Below are 16,001 nucleotides of genomic sequence, written 5' to 3'. Positions count from 1 at the left end.
GACACGCGCCCGGCTCCAGTCCTGCGTTAGAGTTACCGTAACGTTGGGGTGTCCAACGGAGCCCGTTGAGTTGTCACCCGCTTACTGTCCGCTCTTCTTCGCGGCGTGGCGCAAGTCCTTGAGGCAGTTGGGATCCGGCGGCACGGGCTGCCCGACTTGATCGACGGGATGGGTGAAGAGATAGCGCCACACGTCCTCGTGGATGAATTTTCCACTCGCATCTTTCACCGCTGCACCGCCCGGAACCACCGAACTGTGCGCACGTTTCGCATCTTTGCCAACATCCGCATCAGTAATGAGACGCCGCGTGTTACCGTACGGCGCAGGCGTCTTGTCCACATTCACGATCGGGCCGAACTGATTGAGCTTCAGCAATTCCCACGAGCGGCAGTAGTGACCGCCGGTCCAGCCGCCATCGAGCACATGGCTGAAGGCGAAGAAACGATTCGCGGGCGTGGCCGGATTCAGCCCCTGCCAGTTCTCATACTGATCGCGCGGGCCGCAGAACATCACCACGCGATCCACCTTTTGATAGATGGCGAAACGCGCCGCGGTGGTCGAACCATGCGAGGCGCCGGAGATGATCACGCGATCCCAGCGCAGTCCCTTGCCATCCGGCGCGAGGAAATAATCCCAGCGGCCCTGCGGGTTTTGCTTCGCGAGATATTTCACGAATTGAAACGCGCGCTCCATCATGCCGTCGGGCTTCGGGATATTTACCTCCGGCGAAAAGTCCTCGCCCGTCGCCGCCTCGAGCCGGATCTTGCCGAGGAATTGTCATCGGCGGGCCGGCGGTTCCTTGCCAAATTTATCGAACCCACCCATTGGCATAGTGGACGCGCAGGATGTGCAGCCCGTAACTGTTTACGCGCTCGAAAAGCGGCGCGCTGTAGCCCATGAGCCAGATGACCAGCTTGCCCTGCGGAGCCACGCGCGTATCCACGGAAGCATCCTCGTTGTCCTGCGGCTTGCCATCTTTCTCGAGGAGGAAATTGATCTCCGGATGCGCCTGCACCCGCGGATCGATGACGCTGGCCCGCGCCTTTAACTCGTAGCGCTTCGGCGTCGGATCATTGAATTTCAGCGGCACATCGGCGGCGCGCAATGCGGTCAGGACGCAGAGCAGAAGAGGGAGGAAAAGGAGGCGCTTCATGTTTGGGGGAAAGGGAAGGGGGAATCGGAATATGAAGGATGAAGGACGAAGGCGGAAGGATGAAGTAAAGCGTGCTGCGCGGATTTTGGGGCGGAGGCATCCGGCTCGCGGGAGGACGGACAAAGGATGCTCAGCCTTGCGCAAGGAATGAGGAGCGCGCTGACGGGGCAGCGCTAACTTTGGGAAGAAAGGAAAGACCTATTCCGCCGGGGCGCGGGAGAAAACCTGAAATCGAAGCGGTCCTCCGCGTCCCAGCGGAGTGGGGCGGTTACATCCTCGCTGGTGAAAACGAACCGCCGGTAATACGAAAGCGAAGCTCGCAAACTTTGTCATAGGCCGGACGAAACGTTGACACCGGCGCGTTTCTCGGCGATCTAGGCGCCTCACATGCGTTCCATCTCTGCCAACTCCATTATGATCATTGCGGTCATTATTGAGTCCCACTCGGGGCAGGGATAGACGCGCGCTGATCCATCGCCAGTCTTAAATCTCTGAAACCCTGAGTTAACCGCTCAGGGTTTTTTGTTTGCCTAAATGCTCCCATGAAAACCCTCGCCGAACCTGAATCTGAAACCGCGTCCGCTGCCACAGCGGCGGAAAGCGAAGCGCACGCCACCGTTTCGCTTTCCGAAATCGTGGCCGCGCGGTTGCGCTTGAACGGCTCCGTCGCGCGCACGCCGTGCGTCGAATCGGCGGCCTTGAGCGAGCTCACCGGAGCGCGCGTTTTCTGCAAGCAGGAGCATTTGCAGCGAACAGGCAGTTTCAAGGAACGCGGGGCGCGCAATGCCCTGGCGCAACTGTCGCCGGAACAGGCGCGTCTCGGGGTGGTTGCGGCGTCGGCGGGAAATCATGCGCTGGGGCTCTCGTGGCATGGGCGCTCGCTGAGCGTGCCGGTCACGGTGGTGATGCCGCGCTTTGCGCCGTTGGTGAAGGTGGCGCGTTGCCGGCAATTCGGCGCGAAGGTGGTGTTGCACGGCGATACCTTCGACGAAGCGCGCGGCGAAGCGGGGCGACTGGCGAAGGAGTTTGGGCTGACTTATGTGCATCCTTTCGACGATCCGCAGGTGATCGCCGGGCAGGGGACGCTGGCCTTTGAAATCCTCGAACAGGTGCCGGATGCCGAGGCGATCCTCGTTCCGGTGGGAGGAGGTGGGTTGCTCGCCGGTGTGGCGACGGTGCTGCAGGCGCTCAAGCCGGATTTGGAAATCATCGGCGTCGAACCGGCGAATGCCGCATGCTTTGCCGCCGGGCTCGCGGCGGAAGCACCGGTGCGGGTGCAGACTCGCTTTACGCTAGCCGATGGCCTGGCCGTGGCCGAAGCGGGCAAGCACACGCTGGCCATCGCGCGGCCGCTGGTTTCGCGCATGGTGCAGGTGAGCGAGGAAGCGCTGGCGCTGGCCATGTTGCGTCTCACGGAGCTGGAGAAGTGCGTGATCGAAGGAGCCGGGGCGGCGGGTCTCGCGGCGTTGCTCAGCGGGAGCCTGCCCGATCTGCGCGGACGCCGCGTGGTCTTGCTGCTCAGCGGGGGCAACATCGACCCGCTCGCGCACAGCCGCGTCATCGAGCGCGGGCTGGCGGCGGATGGACGCATCTATCGTTTCGACGCCTTGATCAGCGATCGACCGGGCGGTCTCGCGCATCTTTCCCGCGTGCTGGCGGACGCGGGCGCGAATGTCACCGAGATCGTCCACAATCGCACCTTCGCCGGTCCCGATCTTTCGCGGGTCCACGTGCTGTGCACGATCGAGACGCGCGACCGCGAGCACATCGCCGAGGTGCAACAGCGGCTGGCGGCCAACGGAGTCGAACTCGGTTGAATCGACATTCCTCTTCAAATTCGGAAGCAGCTTCCATGGCGGGGCCCGTGACCGTCGCTTTTCCTCGCTGTCTCGGTGGTCTGAGAGCTTCGTAGAGGGTTAAAGATATTCTCTGCAGTGAATAAATCGCGGAGCGATACCTGCGTGTAGCCGTGGACTTTAGTCCACGGAACCGCATTCCAGGCGGAATCGTCGCGTAGCGACGTTGGCCTTTTACAGTGAGCCTCACGGTGCAAACGTCGCTCCGCGACGGCCTTCAGGGGACAGGGTTCCGTGGACTAAAGTCCACGGCTACAGGCGGAGCATCGCTCCGCGATTTTCCACTGCGAAAGCGCGTTACTTCGCGGATGCGGTGACTGACCCTGTGACTGGCACTAGCGCGTTGCTACTGGTCGTTCCCGGCGCCTCGTGGGCGCCTTGTTGCACGGCCCAGAGGTAGCTTTGCGAGCAGACGAAGAGGGTGCCGTTGGCGGCGACGGGCGTGGCGTAGGCGCTGGAGCCGAGGTTGATCTCGGAGAGAAGTTTCATCTCCTTGCTCTCGGCGAGGACGACGAGTTTTTTCTTGGTGCCGACGTAGACCTTGCCGTCGGCGACGAGCGGCGTGCTCCAATCATCCGCCTTGGCGTCATAGACCCAGTAGGGTTTGCCGGTCTGGACATCGAGGCAGTGGATATGTCCGGCGAGGTCGCTTGCGAAGAGCAGGCCATTGTGAATGGCGACGCTGCCGATGGTGCGCTCGATGCCGTCGTAGCGCCACACGCAACCGCTCTGGGTAATGTCGCCCGTCTTGCTGGCGTCGATGCAAGCGAGCATGCCGCGCCCGCGGCCATGCATGGGATCCTGGCCGATGGTGCAATACACGCGGCCTTCATGGAAGACCGGCGAGGCGATGATCTCACTCGGCCCGAGGAAGGTGCCGTCGTCCTTGTTGGTCGAATATTTTTTGCGCTTGTCGCCGATGTAGTAGTTGAAGGGACTGGCCGTCGCCGAGCGGGTCGCGGTAGTTCGGCAGGTCGCAATCGAAGGACCACACTTTCTTGAAATGGACGGGCTGGCCGGGCACTTCCGTGAGCGCCTCGAACGCGTAGCAGACGCCATCGCCGCCGCCGAAGAAGACGAGCTTTTTGCCATTCACCGTGCCGATGGTGGGCGGCGACCACAGGCAATGCCACATGCGGTGGCCGAGACCCTCGGTATCGGTGGCGAGCAGCTTGCCGGTCTGGGCGTCGAGACAGATGAAGCTCGGCGCGTCGGGCCGCAGGCAGAAGGTGTGCTCGTGATTGACGCCATTGGCGGAGGTGACGTAGAGGAACCGGCCATCGGCGAGGATGGAGCAGGCGGCCACGTCGTGCGGGCATACGCCGAGGTCATCCACCAGATCGTATTTCCAGATAATATCGCCGTCGGTCTTCTCGATCGGTACGGGCGGATTCTTCGCGCCGGCGATGTATTGGGCTTCATCCTGGAAGGGACCCTGATTGCCCTCGGCCTGGCTTTTGACATTGAGGCAAAGAATTTCACAGGAGTTCGTGACGACATAGGCGCGATCGCCGACCACGCAGGGTGATGAGCACACGCCGAGATTTTGCTGTCCGTAGTGCGCGTTCTCGGGGAGCCGCTCTTTCGGCCGGGCGGGCACGGGCAGACGCCAGAGGGTCTGGCCGGTCTTCTCATCCAGGCACCACACCATGCCGCCCTTGGTGCGCTTGAGCCGCGGATCGCCCTGGAGACTGGCGTCGTCGCTGCCCACGAAAACGCGGCCGTTGGCCACCGTCGGGTTGCCGCAGATGAAGGTGCCGAGCTTGACCACCCAACGGACGTTTTGCGTGGTGCCCGGCAGGATGCCGCTGCCGGTCGGAGATTTTTCGCCGGGATTGAAGTTCGCGGGCAGGCCCTTTTCGTTCGACACCATGTTCCGCCCCGGATCGCGGCCGCCCCAGGATGGCCAGTCGGCAGCCTGGACCGTGGCGGCCGCCAGGAGAAAGGTGAGCGTCAAAGAAAGGGGGGATAGCCTGGTCATAAAAGCGGGGTTCAGGTCGACTTACCGTTGTCAACCCGCCCCCGCGTAGAATACTGGCACTTTCTTTGATCCCTCCCCGCCACCGTATGAATATCCTCAATCCCGGCAAACTTCTCCTCTCCATGGTCCTGGCGGTTGGGGTCGCTGGCCTGCTCATGGCGGATGGGCTGCCCGCCAAGGAGTTTCAAGCGAATTGGCCGCGGTTTCGTGGGCCGGAGGGGAATGGGTTTACCCAACAAAAAGGGTTCCCGCTGAGTTTCAATGTCCAGAGCGGGGAGAATGTGGCGTGGTCGGTGCCGGTGCCAATGGCGGGGTTCAGTTCGCCGGTTGTCTGGGGGAACCGGGTGTTTCTCTCCGGCGGGGACGAGAAGAAGTGCGAGGTGATGGCCTTCGACGTGGCGACGGGAAAGTTGCTGTGGGAAAGCACCGTGCCGAGGACCGCGGGAAGTCCGGACGAACGGCCGAAGGTGCCGGACGAATGCGGAATGGCGGCGGGGACGGTGGCGACGGATGGGCAGCGTGTGTATGCGATGTTTGCGGATGGCGACATCGCGGCCTTTGATTTCGACGGCAAAGTGGCGTGGGCGAAGTATCTCGGTTTTCCCAAGAATCAATATGGCTTCGCGACCTCGTTGCTCACCTGGCAGGGCCGGGTGATCGTGCAGTTCGACCAAGGTGATCCGGAGGATAAGGCGAGCAAACTTCTGGCGCTCGACGGCGCGACGGGAAAGGTGGTGTGGGAGCGGGAGCGTCCGGTGGGAGCCTCGTGGGCTACGCCGATTGTCTTCGATGCGGCGGGCAAGACGCAGATCGTGACTTGCGCGGTGCCGCTGGTGATTTCGTATGCGGCCAAGGATGGCGCGGAGCTGTGGCGCGCGGAGGGGCTCGACGGCGAGGTGACGCCCTCGCCGATCTTTGCCAATGGCACCGTTTTCGCCGTCAGCCCGGCGAACAAGTTGCAAACGATTCGGCCCGATGGGGAGGGCGATGTGACGGGGTCACATCTCGGCTGGGTGGCGGAGGATGGCATCCCCGCGGTGACCAGCCCGGTGAGCGATGGCGAGTTGGTGTTTCTCGTCGATGCCGGTGGAATGATGACCTGCTACGACGCGAAAACCGGCAGGAAGCAGTGGGAGCACGACCTGGGCGACGAGTGCAACGCGTCACCGAGTATCGCGGGCGGCAAGCTGTATGTCATCACCGCGAAAGGGGTGATGACGGTAGCTGGCACCCTGCGGCAATACGGAGAAGTATCCCAGTCGTCCTTTGGAGAGAAGGTGTTGGCGACGCCGGCCTTCGCGCAGGGAAAGATTTTCGTGCGCGGGATGACGCATTTGTTTTGCCTCGGGGGGAAGTAGCCGGAGCGGGGCCGCGGTCGGTAAGGGGATTAGTGATCAGTATTTAGTAATCAGTAATTAGGGCTCTTCGCTGTTTGGAGTGGGTGGCTTACGAACTGCCTGTGCTCGCGGGGAAATCATCGCAGTGAGCGCGAAGCGCCCGGAAAAAAACGTGTCATCCTGAGCGGAGCAGGGAAGCATGGGCGGAGTCGAAGGACCTCTGATCTCCGTGGGTTTTTGCGCGGAGCCGTGTAACCGAGCGACGGGATTGCGATACCATCGTTACTGTTATTCGCTAAACCATGATCTTTGCCGTAATGAAGAAGGGGGACGCCCAATATCCTTCTCTTCACGCGCTTCACCGGAGAAGACGTTTTTTCTTCGAGAGCTTGCCGACGCTCCGCACAAAAACCCGCGGAAGTCGGAGGTCCTTGGACTCCGCCCATGCTTCCCCGCTCCGCTCAGGATGACGAAGATGGTTGGGGCGCTTCGCGCTCACTGCCATAATTTCACCGCGGAGCAAACGCCAAGCCGTTGGCACCCACTCCAAACAGCGAAGAGCCAGATTAAGAATCTGAAGTGAGGCGCCGAGCAAACGAGTGTGCTCCCCGGAGGTCCGCCTCCGCGCTGAGTCTACGCTCGCCAGGCAACTATTTTTACGATGCGAAACGGCGGGCCATGGACCCTTGCGTTTTGGAGTGCGGCGCAGCTGCGCCGCTTTAGGAGCCGGTTCTCGAAAAATAGAGAAGCCAGCAGAGGAAGAGAAGGATGAAGGATGAAGGCGGAAGGATGAAAAAGCACGTTACCCGATAGCGAGTGTCGATCTCCCAAAAACCGCGTAGCGCAATTCACTTCATCCCTCATCCTTCATCCTTTTCCCCTCGGCGTTTCATTCGCCGCGACTGCAGTGTTATTTAAAATGCGCTAACTCCTACTTTCGCGCTTGACCCTCACCTGAAGGGTAGCAACGGCGGCGGGGGATGGGCGATTCCTTTTTTGATTCCGATCCCGAGGCCATGGACGCAGCTCCGACGTCGACGTCGACGAGCAGCGCCACGACGCTCGATGATGCCACGATCAAGGCGTCTGACCTCGCACAGCGCGGGCTCACTTATTATACGCCGAGGCCGTGGGCTGATCAGTCCATTCCCGACGCGCCGGATGCTTCCGCGCCGGATCCTTGGGATGCCTGGAAAATTCCGAATGCGCCGCTGAATGCCGCACCGTCGTACGAGACTCTGCCGAATATCACTTCGCCTTCCTCGGCCGATCCGGGCGCGGCGCTCACGCTGCTCACCGCGCCGTCGAGCTCCGGGCCTGATGCTTCGCCGGCGCCGGCGGATCCGGTGTCCAGGGCCCAGCAGGATTACCAGGCGGCGCGGCAGGTGGCCGGGCAGTCGATGCTCGATACGCGGCAGAAGCTGGGCTATCTCGGGTTCAGCGTGCCGGATGATGCGCTGGCCGATCCGGCGGCGTTGCACAGCGCGATCCAGGCGCGGATCAATGCGGCGCTGGCCGATTCCAGTGCCAATCAGTCTTCACCGTTTGGGCCCACGCGGCTGACCCCGCAATCCCAGCTTCTTCGGGATAACCTCGCGGACCTCAGTAACCGCGCGGCGTCGATCGTCAGCGATCACGCCGATACTTTGGATGACTTGCGCCGCTCCTACAGCGCGCTGTCGACTTCGCGCCTGGCCGCCGCGGGGCCGCCTACCGCCGCTTCGTCGGACCAGGGGTCGACTTCGCGCCTGGCCGCCGCGGGACCGCCTGCCACCGCTACGCCGGACCAGGGATCGGCGTCGCAAGGGCCGCCGCCGCCGGCTACGGCGCAGAGCCAGCCGGACGCCGTGTCAAGCGCTTCGCTACCCACGCCCGCGTGGCCGCAGCCGGCGGCGTCGCCCGCGCCGGCCATTCCCGGGTTGGATCACTCTTCTTCCGCCGGGCTGGATAACCTCCGGGCCGGGCAGGGGATCGCGGACGCGATCGCCAATGACTCCCTGACTAAGAACCCTCCCACTAATAACTCCCAAACCAACGGCCCGGTAACTAACACCGCAGTGACGCCGTCGAATGCGCCCACGCCATCCGCTGCGTCCGCCGCGCCCTCCCCGCCACCCGCGCCCTTTCAGCCCACGGATGCGCCTTATCGCCTGGAGACCAATGGCTCGATCAGCTTCGATCCGAAACGTCTCACCGACGGCGTGCGCGCGGCCTTCCAGGCGGGCCAGATCGACCAGGATAAATTCAATGCCTTGCTCCCCAAGGCGCAGGCTGCCGAGAAGGCCATGCAGGAGCAGCAACAGCTCGTCGAGACCAACCCCGTGGCGCGCCGCCTCATGGCCCTCGGCCACGGCGCCACCACCGGCGCGGCCTTTCTCGCCGGCGCGCCCGTCGGCGCGGAAGCCGGGGCGGCCATCGGCGCGTTCTTCGGGCCGGCCGATGTCGTCACCGTGCCGCTCGGCGCGGCCATCGGCGGCGCCATCACCGGCGGCATCGCCTCGTGGGGCGCGAACAAAATTTTGCACAAACTCGGCGAGTATTCGGACACGGTGAAGGCGTTCAACGACGCCGCCGAGGCGCATCCTTACTACGATGCGGCCGGCAATCTCATCAGCTTCGGCGCGGGCCTGCCCAAGGCCGTGACCGGCGTGGCCGCCACAGGGCTCAGCGCGCTGGCCGGTGAAGGCGAAAGCCTGGCCGCTCGCGGCCTGCGTGGCGCGGCCAACGCCTACGAGAAAGGTTCGCCCGGCGTCGTCCAGTCCTTCGAAAATTTCGGGAAGGATTGGGCGAATCGCGCGGGGGCGAGCTTTGGGACGAAGGCCGCCGGGCTGGGCGCCCGCGTGGCCCAGGGGGCGGCGGCAAACGTGGCCATCGACACCACGATCAAGGAAGGCGCCAGGGCGCTGGGACTTTCCGACGAAGGCCAGACGCTCTCCGGCGCAGTCCAGGCCGCGCTCATCGGCGGCATCATGGCCGGCCACGGGATCACGGTGAATGACATCCCCCACGAAGTGGCCAGCGAAGTCACGACGCGCGGTTACCTCCGCGACCAATACGGGCTGGGCAGTCGCGACGCCTTGAGCGACGCGGAAATTGCCGCGCGCTTTCCCGGCGTCGACGCCGTCACCGCGCAGGCCTTGCGCCGCCCCCTCAACCCCGGCGAGCGGGAGATTTATAACTCGGTCGCGACGCAAATGAAAGCCGCGCTCGATCGCGGGGAAACGCTCGGGACGGACCCGCAGATCACCGCGCGACAGGCGCTCACCGGAGGAAAACCCTACGGCAATACCAGTGTCGAAATCACACCCACTTCGGGGCCGCGCGGCGGATCTTCGGCCGGCGCGCCCATGCCCGAAACCGCGCCTCTCCCCCAAACGCCTGGGCTATCATCGCCGCCCGCGCCTTCCGCTCCTCGATCTCCTTCGCCCGCCGGGCCGCGCGACGTTGCGCCCACCACTGGGCCAGCCTCGACATCGGGTTCATCGCTCTCCGATACGCCCGCCTCCTCATCGCGTCAAGATACGCCGTCGAGTCCCGATCCGGACGCGACGCCGTCCGCCGCGCCGGCCGGTGGTACCTCGCCGGCGCCCGATGCCGCGACCGCCTTGCGGCAGCGCATCGCCGACGCCCAGGCGCAGCAGGAGCAGGCCAAGCGCGACGGCAACAGCCTGGCCGTGGCCATGCACGGCCTCGACCTCGCCCAGGCCCGGCGCCAGCTCGCCGCTCTTCCGGCTTCCAGACTTTCCAATGCAGGGGCACCGCCAGCGGCCCCACTCATACCACAACCCGCGGGCTCGGACACTCGTCCAGCGGCGGAAACAACGTCTCCCACGGGCGGCGCGGTGTCTCCTGCACCTTCTTCCCGCGATCCCGCGGCACCCGGCGCGGCGACCGCAAAAGCCTCGCCGCCGGCCCCGGCCATACCGGTAACATCGGTAACATCGGAGCGCCCCTGGGGCGTGACCGAGGCCGACCGCGGAACCCGTGTCGAATCGCGCAACGGCATCACCGGCACCTTGGGCGATGCCAATTCCCAAAAAGCGGCGATCCGCGACGCCAACGGGAACGATCATCTCTTCGACGCCGCCGACGTCCGCCCCGCCGCGCCGAATGTTCCACGTGGGACAGCGGCGAAGCCTAACACCGCGGCCCAGCCCGGCCCGTGGGGCGAAGTCACCGACGCCCACCGCGGTCTGCCCATCGAAACGCGAGACGGCCGGACCGGCACCCTGGCCGCGGGCCCACTCCCCAATACTCCCAACCCCAACGTCGCCATCCGCGATGCCCAGGGGACCTTGCGGGAAGTCCCACTGGCCGACACGCGCCTCGCGGGTTCCGCGGGCGGCGATGCCCCTTCACCGGAGAGCAGCGCCACCGTCCCTAACACGTCCGCCAATCCTAACACCGCACCCGCGAAACCCGGCCCATGGGGCGAAGTCACCGACGCCCACCGCGGCCTGGCCATCGAAACGCAAGACGGCCGGACCGGCACGCTAGAGGCGGGCCCACTCCCCAATACCCCCAACCCCAACGTCGCCATCCGCGACGTCCAGGGGAAACTGCAAACCGTCCCGCAGGCGGAAACGCGGCTGGCAGGGTCGGTGGGTGGGAGTCGCTTGAGTGAGCCTACGGGAAAGGCATCTTCCTCGGCCAACCCGGCGATGCCGCATGTGGAAATGTCCGGCAATCGAGCGGCCGTCGTGGAGCCAGATGGCCATATCTCCGCAACCTTCGAAACTCCGGCCGCCGCCAGACAAGCGCTGAGAGATCGTCTCAGCAGCGGGACATTTGAGGAGAGAGCATATCTCCTCGGCCCGAGAGACCCGGATGAAGGCTGGGGCGAGGTCGGGGCGAATGATATCGGCAGGGATATTGAAACCAGAGACGGGCGAAAAGGCACAGTAGTTGGATACGGCGCTAATCGATTCTGGTTTAAATCAGGCGAAGGAAATCCGCAATTGGAGGACTTCGAGAATGTGCGGTTCTACCAGCCGGAAGACGCTTGGTTTGCTGATCACGTGGCAAAGGAAGTCGACCTCGCGCATAGCGAATACGATCCGTTGTTTCAGCAGGTGGGGGTCACTCCCAACCGGGATGCGAATGCCGGAGTGAATGCCATGGTAAACTCGAATTGGAACCCGAATGACCCGAATTCCTCTCCGGTGAAGGTCAATTTGTCGAAAAAGGACGTGTCCGACCATGTGCTGGCAAAATCCAGGGACAACGAGGAGGTAGCACAAATCGTCGCGCGTGCGACTCCGGCTGAAGAATATACCCACGCCATCGATATCCTGGACGACAGCCAGGAATTTCTCCGGTCGCCAGAGCGAGCCCGTGGGGTCAAGTGGAACAGCTATCGCAAGTTACAGCAGCATCTGACAGTCGCAGATATCATCGATGCTGTCGACCGACTGCAAGCGAACCCGGAAAAGCAACAGGAAGCGATTCAGACTTTGGAAACCCTTTTTCGCAGTTACAAGATGGCTCACGATCCAAACCATCCAGATTACCAGAAAATGTCCTGGCCGGAAATCATCAAGGATCCCGAAAAGCGGCGCGTCCTAGTCGGCGAAGCCGTCCGGCAACTGGCCCAATATGCTGAAAGTGAAGACACTTCTGAACTTGGTTACCTCAAGCCGCTGGACGAGAATCGATACAATGTGCAAAAGGCTTTCTACGAGAAGGCGCTTCGGCAATTAAACGAGGGCATGTTTGGCAATCGACTCCGGAACAAGGTAAACAAAGTGGTAGCCGAGATAAAGAACTTGAAAACCTTGAGGGACGGCCAATAAATGGTACAGTCTCAATCAATCCCAAACTTGTCTCTTACCATGGACGACTGGCTTTCCCAACAATTAGCCGAAATGGAGCTCCCGATCCCTCGGAAACTCCCCTGGGATGACCAGCCCGGCTGGAGAGAGCCCATGCGAGTTGATGGCATTGAGGTGGACCCGACGCTTCGGTTTGAAAATTCTGGAGATAAAGTCATTGGCCTGAAGATCCGGATCTGCGACGCCGTCGATTTCGTGGGCGTGTGTTTCTCTTTGGGCGAAGGGACTCAGGCGCAGGTATACACCGAGGACGAGCCGCCGAAGATCTATGACCTGCAGGCCCCGGAGACAGATCTCATTCTGTCGACCCGGCCGCGACACTACCGGTCATCGACACAAATTTTCTGTGCTTGGAAAATTCGCCTTCTTGCCGGCAACGACATCCGGTTCGAGGTGGCCGCCTGGCACTGGGACGAGGAGGAACGTCGTCGTGAGAAGCCTCGGCCGCCCGTTCCGCCGCTGGTGCAGAAGATCCACGATGACGCTTCAGCGCTGTGGAGACTCGAGCAGCGGGCGGACAAGATCGCCAGGCGCCGTGAGTCTACGATATTTTCGAAGCTGACCGACGAGGAGTTCGAAAATCACTTGAATTTCCATCACCCGCTACCGAAGCGAACCCCGGAGGAAATCCAGGCGCTCCTGGAAAACGCCCCACTCATTCGCCAAAGGATGCAGGCGTTGAAGACTCGGGCTGGGAGAATATCCTTGGGACTGGAGAGTTAGGCCGCCGCGAAATCCGAATTGCCGGACGAGGTGGTTCGCGGAGCTTGAGATGTTGCTTGCCTCTGGTTCTCCAGTTCTCGCCCCGCTCGAGTTAGGGCGAGAAGAAGGGTCACTCAACAGACATATATTCACAGCGCGAAGACCGCGCGGGGCACGGTGAACGTATCCGGAACGCGGGGTCAATATCCGGAAAACGGTGTCAACGCTTCGCAGTGGACACTATTTTGGTAACACCTAGTCCACCATGCCTTCATATGGCGGAGAGTGCGTTGTTTCCTTCACGGCGTTTCGCGGAAAGACGCTGCGACGCGGCTATCTGGCAACTGTGAAGAGTTGACCCCACTTACACTTACCCCACTTACCCGCGCCTTCCGCTCCTCGATTTCCTTCGCCCGCCGGGCCGCGCGACGTTGCGCCCACCACTGGGTCAGCCTCGACATCGGGTTCATCGCTCTCGGATACGCCCGCGTCCTCGTCGCGTCAAGATACGCCGTCGAGTCCCGATCCGGATGCGACGCCGTCCGCCGCGCCAGCCAGTGGTTCCGCGCCGACGCCCGATGCCGCGACCGCCTTGCGGCAGCGCATCGCCGATGCCCAGGCGCAGCAGGAGCAGGCCAAGCGCGACGGCAACAGCCTGGCCGTGGCCATGCACGGCCTCGACCTCGCCCGGGCCCAGCGCCAGCTCGCCGATCTTCCGGCTTCCACACCTTCCAATGCAGGGGCACCGCCAGCGGCCCAACTCATACCACGACCCGCGGGCTCGGACACTCGTCCGGCGGCGGAAACAACGTCTCCCAAGGGCGGCGCGGTGTCTCCTGCACCTTCTTCCCACGATCCCTCGGCGCCCGGCGCGGTGCCCGCAAAAGCCTCGCCGCTGGCCCCGGCCATGCCGGTAACATCGGTAACATCGGTAACATCGGTAACATCGGAGCGTCCCTGGGGCGTGACCGAGGCGGACCGCGGAACCCGCGTCGAATCGCGCAGCGGCATCACCGGCACCTTGGGCGATGCCAATTCCCAAAGAGCGGCGATCCAGGACGCCAACGGGAACTATCATCTCTTCGACTCCGCCGACGTCCGCCCCGCCGCGCCGAATGTTCCACGTGGGACAGCAGCGCAGCCGAACACGCCGGCGAATCCCGGCCCGTGGGGCGAAGTGACCGACGCCCATCGCGGCCTGCCCGTCGAAACGCGAGACGGCCGGACCGGCACCCTGGCCGCAGGCCCACTCCCCAACATCCCCAACCCCAACGTGGCCATCCGCGATGCCAAGGGAGCGCTGCGGGAAGTCCCACTGGCCGACACGCGCCTCGCGGGTGCCGCGGGCGGCGATGCCCCTTCACCGCAGCGCGGCGCCACCGTTCCTAACACGTCCGCCAATCCTAACACCGCACCCGCGAAACCCGGCCCCTGGGGCGAAGTCACCGACGCCCACCGCGGCCTGCCCGTCGAAACCCAAGACGGCCGGACCGGCACGCTGGAAGCAGGTCCGCTCCCCGACACGCCCGACCCCAACGTCGCCATCCGCGACGCTCAGGGGAAACTGCAGACCGTCCCACAGGCGGAAACGCGGCTGGCGGTGCCCGAGGCATCCACGAATTCCGAGGAGGAGGAACTAGGGGATTCCGTGCGAACAACCTTCTATACCCACCCTCTGGACCGAGTAACGCCACCGGAGCCAGGAAAGGGAGTTCTAGAGGAACCTCAGCGAGCTACCGTCGAGGAAGCAAAGGTGATCAATGAACCAATCGAGCATGGGACGGCTTATGGACCGGACGGCAGCGTGGTGCTGGAAAAGACGTCGGGAGAAAAGGACATCATCGATTTCAAAGACGAGGATAAGGCCAAGCTAAAAGAGAAGTTAGAAAACACCATCTTTACGCACAATCATCCTTGTGGGAATGCTTTCTCAGAGGGAGATCTGGCATTCGCATCGAAATACAATCTGAAGGAAATCCGCATCGTCTGCCCGACGCCCAAGGGTGGCGCGGTTCTTTTTCGCCTGCAACGACCCGCCAAGGGGTGGCCGCGCGTCGAAGATCTGGTGCAGGATTATAAAGACGCCATGTCCACGGTGCGCAACCGGCAGTTTGCGGAGAGAGCGGCAAACAAGATCGGCAAAACGCAGTCCAGCCAGATCTTCGCGCATGAGATTATGAAAGAGTTGCAAGCGAGATTTCCCGAGAATACTATTTACTCACGTACTGACCTATGAACACTCTGCCAAACGAGTCCGACCAGGACGATGAGTGCATCCTCGACGACCGTTTCGAAGGCCCATTTGACCGAGAAAGGCCAACCCCGGAAGAATTGCGTCGGGCCGATGCTCGGCTGAATGCGTCGGCCGTATATTACAAGGAACGGCCCTTTCCCGACGACCCGGACAAAATCGAAAAGGAAAAAAAGGCGCGGGCGAAATATGAGGCGGCGCTGGCCGCGATCAATGCCCAATACGAGAAGGAGATGAGGGAGAAGTAGTCGAACTCGGGGTCGTAGTCGAACTCGGGGTCGACTCTTCACAGTTGACACTACTTTGGTAACACTTAGTCCACCATGCCTTATATGGCGGAGAGCGCGTTGTTCCCTTCACGGCGTTTCGCTGAAAGACGCTTCGACGTGGCTATCTGTGAACTGTGAAGAATTGACCCCGGTTACCCGGCTATCTCGCACGATGGATAATTTGCCTTCCAAAAAACCGGTGGAACCGAAGATGAAACGCCGCGTTCCGGTAAAACTCCCATGGGAAAATCAGCCTGGCTGGGAAGATCCGATGCCTCTCGGCGTGGAAGCGGAAAGGACGCAAAAAGACGGAAATCCCGGTGATGTAGTTCTCAAGGTTTATATATCCGAAGACGTCGATTTCATTGGCTTGCGTTGTTATTTAGGTGACGGGGTTCAGGCCCAGTTATACACCGCAGACGCCCCACCGAAGGTCTACGAGTTGCGTGCGCCGGAGACGGATCTCATCCTGTCGACCAGGCCTCGGGTCCTGGAGTCGCCGACGAGAAGAGCCTGCATTTGGAGAATTCACGTGCTCCCCGACGCTCTCATCTGGTTCGATGTGGATTCCTGGCATTGGGACGAGACGGAATCGGGAAGATAGGGGTCGTTCCGACCTGC

General features: G+C 62.6%; 11 protein-coding genes. 7 read left to right on the top strand and 4 right to left on the bottom strand.

All coding sequences use genetic code 11. The features are described 5' to 3' along the window. Nucleotides 1-81 precede the first annotated feature (81 nt). Together CFE428DRAFT_RS39265 and CFE428DRAFT_RS39260 are read right to left on the bottom strand one after the other, a co-directional pair. Nucleotides 82-714 carry a BPSS1187 family protein gene (locus tag CFE428DRAFT_RS39265; RefSeq protein WP_420196901.1) on the bottom strand — a complete coding sequence of 211 codons (633 nt, stop codon included), beginning with the start codon at nucleotides 712-714 and terminating at the stop codon, nucleotides 82-84. 94 nt (nucleotides 715-808) lie between these two features. Continuing rightward, the gene (locus CFE428DRAFT_RS39260; protein ID WP_006983037.1) at nucleotides 809-1,153 is read right to left on the bottom strand and encodes a hypothetical protein; all 345 of its coding nucleotides are present in this window, start codon (nucleotides 1,151-1,153) and stop codon (nucleotides 809-811) included. A 542-nt stretch (nucleotides 1,154-1,695) separates the two neighbouring features. Here CFE428DRAFT_RS39260 and ilvA point away from each other — a divergent pair. Further along, nucleotides 1,696-2,970 carry a threonine ammonia-lyase gene (gene ilvA, locus CFE428DRAFT_RS27825; RefSeq protein ID WP_006983036.1) on the top strand — a complete coding sequence of 425 codons (1,275 nt, stop codon included), beginning with the start codon at nucleotides 1,696-1,698 and terminating at the stop codon, nucleotides 2,968-2,970. A gap of 336 nt (nucleotides 2,971-3,306) precedes the next feature. Here ilvA and CFE428DRAFT_RS34595 read toward each other — a convergent pair whose 3' ends face one another. Both CFE428DRAFT_RS34595 and CFE428DRAFT_RS27820 read right to left on the bottom strand, forming a co-directional pair. Beyond that, nucleotides 3,307-3,831: an outer membrane protein assembly factor BamB family protein gene (locus CFE428DRAFT_RS34595; RefSeq protein WP_006983035.1), complete on the bottom strand. Its 525-nt coding sequence runs from the start codon at nucleotides 3,829-3,831 to the stop codon at nucleotides 3,307-3,309. 34 nt (nucleotides 3,832-3,865) lie between these two features. Then, on the bottom strand, nucleotides 3,866-4,966 hold the full coding sequence (locus CFE428DRAFT_RS27820) for an outer membrane protein assembly factor BamB family protein (RefSeq protein ID WP_049975774.1): 1,101 nt from the start codon (nucleotides 4,964-4,966) through the stop codon (nucleotides 3,866-3,868). Between the two features lie 110 nt (nucleotides 4,967-5,076). Between CFE428DRAFT_RS27820 and CFE428DRAFT_RS27815 the strand changes: the two genes are divergently transcribed. The 6 genes from CFE428DRAFT_RS27815 to CFE428DRAFT_RS27790 all read left to right on the top strand — a co-directional run bounded on the left by CFE428DRAFT_RS27815 (nucleotide 5,077) and on the right by CFE428DRAFT_RS27790 (nucleotide 15,984). Beyond that, nucleotides 5,077-6,348: a PQQ-binding-like beta-propeller repeat protein gene (locus CFE428DRAFT_RS27815; protein WP_006983033.1), complete on the top strand. Its 1,272-nt coding sequence runs from the start codon at nucleotides 5,077-5,079 to the stop codon at nucleotides 6,346-6,348. Nucleotides 6,349-7,307: 959 nt separating this feature from the next. Further along, nucleotides 7,308-12,119: a hypothetical protein gene (locus CFE428DRAFT_RS27810; RefSeq protein ID WP_006983032.1), complete on the top strand. Its 4,812-nt coding sequence runs from the start codon at nucleotides 7,308-7,310 to the stop codon at nucleotides 12,117-12,119. A gap of 39 nt (nucleotides 12,120-12,158) precedes the next feature. Next, nucleotides 12,159-12,881: a hypothetical protein gene (locus CFE428DRAFT_RS27805; protein ID WP_006983031.1), complete on the top strand. Its 723-nt coding sequence runs from the start codon at nucleotides 12,159-12,161 to the stop codon at nucleotides 12,879-12,881. Between the two features lie 571 nt (nucleotides 12,882-13,452). Beyond that, nucleotides 13,453-15,096: a hypothetical protein gene (locus CFE428DRAFT_RS27800; protein ID WP_006983030.1), complete on the top strand. Its 1,644-nt coding sequence runs from the start codon at nucleotides 13,453-13,455 to the stop codon at nucleotides 15,094-15,096. Continuing rightward, complete coding sequence (locus CFE428DRAFT_RS27795; RefSeq protein ID WP_006983029.1) at nucleotides 15,093-15,359, top strand: hypothetical protein; 267 nt, start codon at nucleotides 15,093-15,095, stop codon at nucleotides 15,357-15,359. The genes CFE428DRAFT_RS27800 and CFE428DRAFT_RS27795 overlap by 4 nt, the downstream gene beginning before the upstream one ends. A gap of 193 nt (nucleotides 15,360-15,552) precedes the next feature. Beyond that, a complete protein-coding gene (locus tag CFE428DRAFT_RS27790) occupies nucleotides 15,553-15,984 on the top strand; it encodes a hypothetical protein (RefSeq protein ID WP_006983028.1) in 432 nt (143 codons plus the stop codon). The last annotated feature ends 17 nt before the right edge of the window (nucleotides 15,985-16,001 follow it).

Source organism: Chthoniobacter flavus Ellin428, assembly GCF_000173075.1.
GTDB classification, from domain to species: domain Bacteria; phylum Verrucomicrobiota; class Verrucomicrobiia; order Chthoniobacterales; family Chthoniobacteraceae; genus Chthoniobacter; species Chthoniobacter flavus.
The sequence above is the reverse complement of the archived record's forward strand: the minus strand, read 5'-3'. Positions and strand labels throughout refer to the sequence as shown.

What these genes read in the sequence shown, in the direction of transcription:
- CFE428DRAFT_RS39260 (WP_006983037.1), bottom strand. Translation starts at nt 1,153, where the DNA reads ATGAAGCGCCTCCTTTTCCTCCCTCTTCTGCTCTGCGTCCTGACCGCA.
- ilvA (WP_006983036.1), top strand. Translation starts at nt 1,696, where the DNA reads ATGAAAACCCTCGCCGAACCTGAATCTGAAACCGCGTCCGCTGCCACA.
- CFE428DRAFT_RS27815 (WP_006983033.1), top strand. Translation starts at nt 5,077, where the DNA reads ATGAATATCCTCAATCCCGGCAAACTTCTCCTCTCCATGGTCCTGGCG.
- CFE428DRAFT_RS27810 (WP_006983032.1), top strand. Translation starts at nt 7,308, where the DNA reads ATGGGCGATTCCTTTTTTGATTCCGATCCCGAGGCCATGGACGCAGCT.
- CFE428DRAFT_RS27805 (WP_006983031.1), top strand. Translation starts at nt 12,159, where the DNA reads ATGGACGACTGGCTTTCCCAACAATTAGCCGAAATGGAGCTCCCGATC.
- CFE428DRAFT_RS27795 (WP_006983029.1), top strand. Translation starts at nt 15,093, where the DNA reads ATGAACACTCTGCCAAACGAGTCCGACCAGGACGATGAGTGCATCCTC.
- CFE428DRAFT_RS27790 (WP_006983028.1), top strand. Translation starts at nt 15,553, where the DNA reads ATGGATAATTTGCCTTCCAAAAAACCGGTGGAACCGAAGATGAAACGC.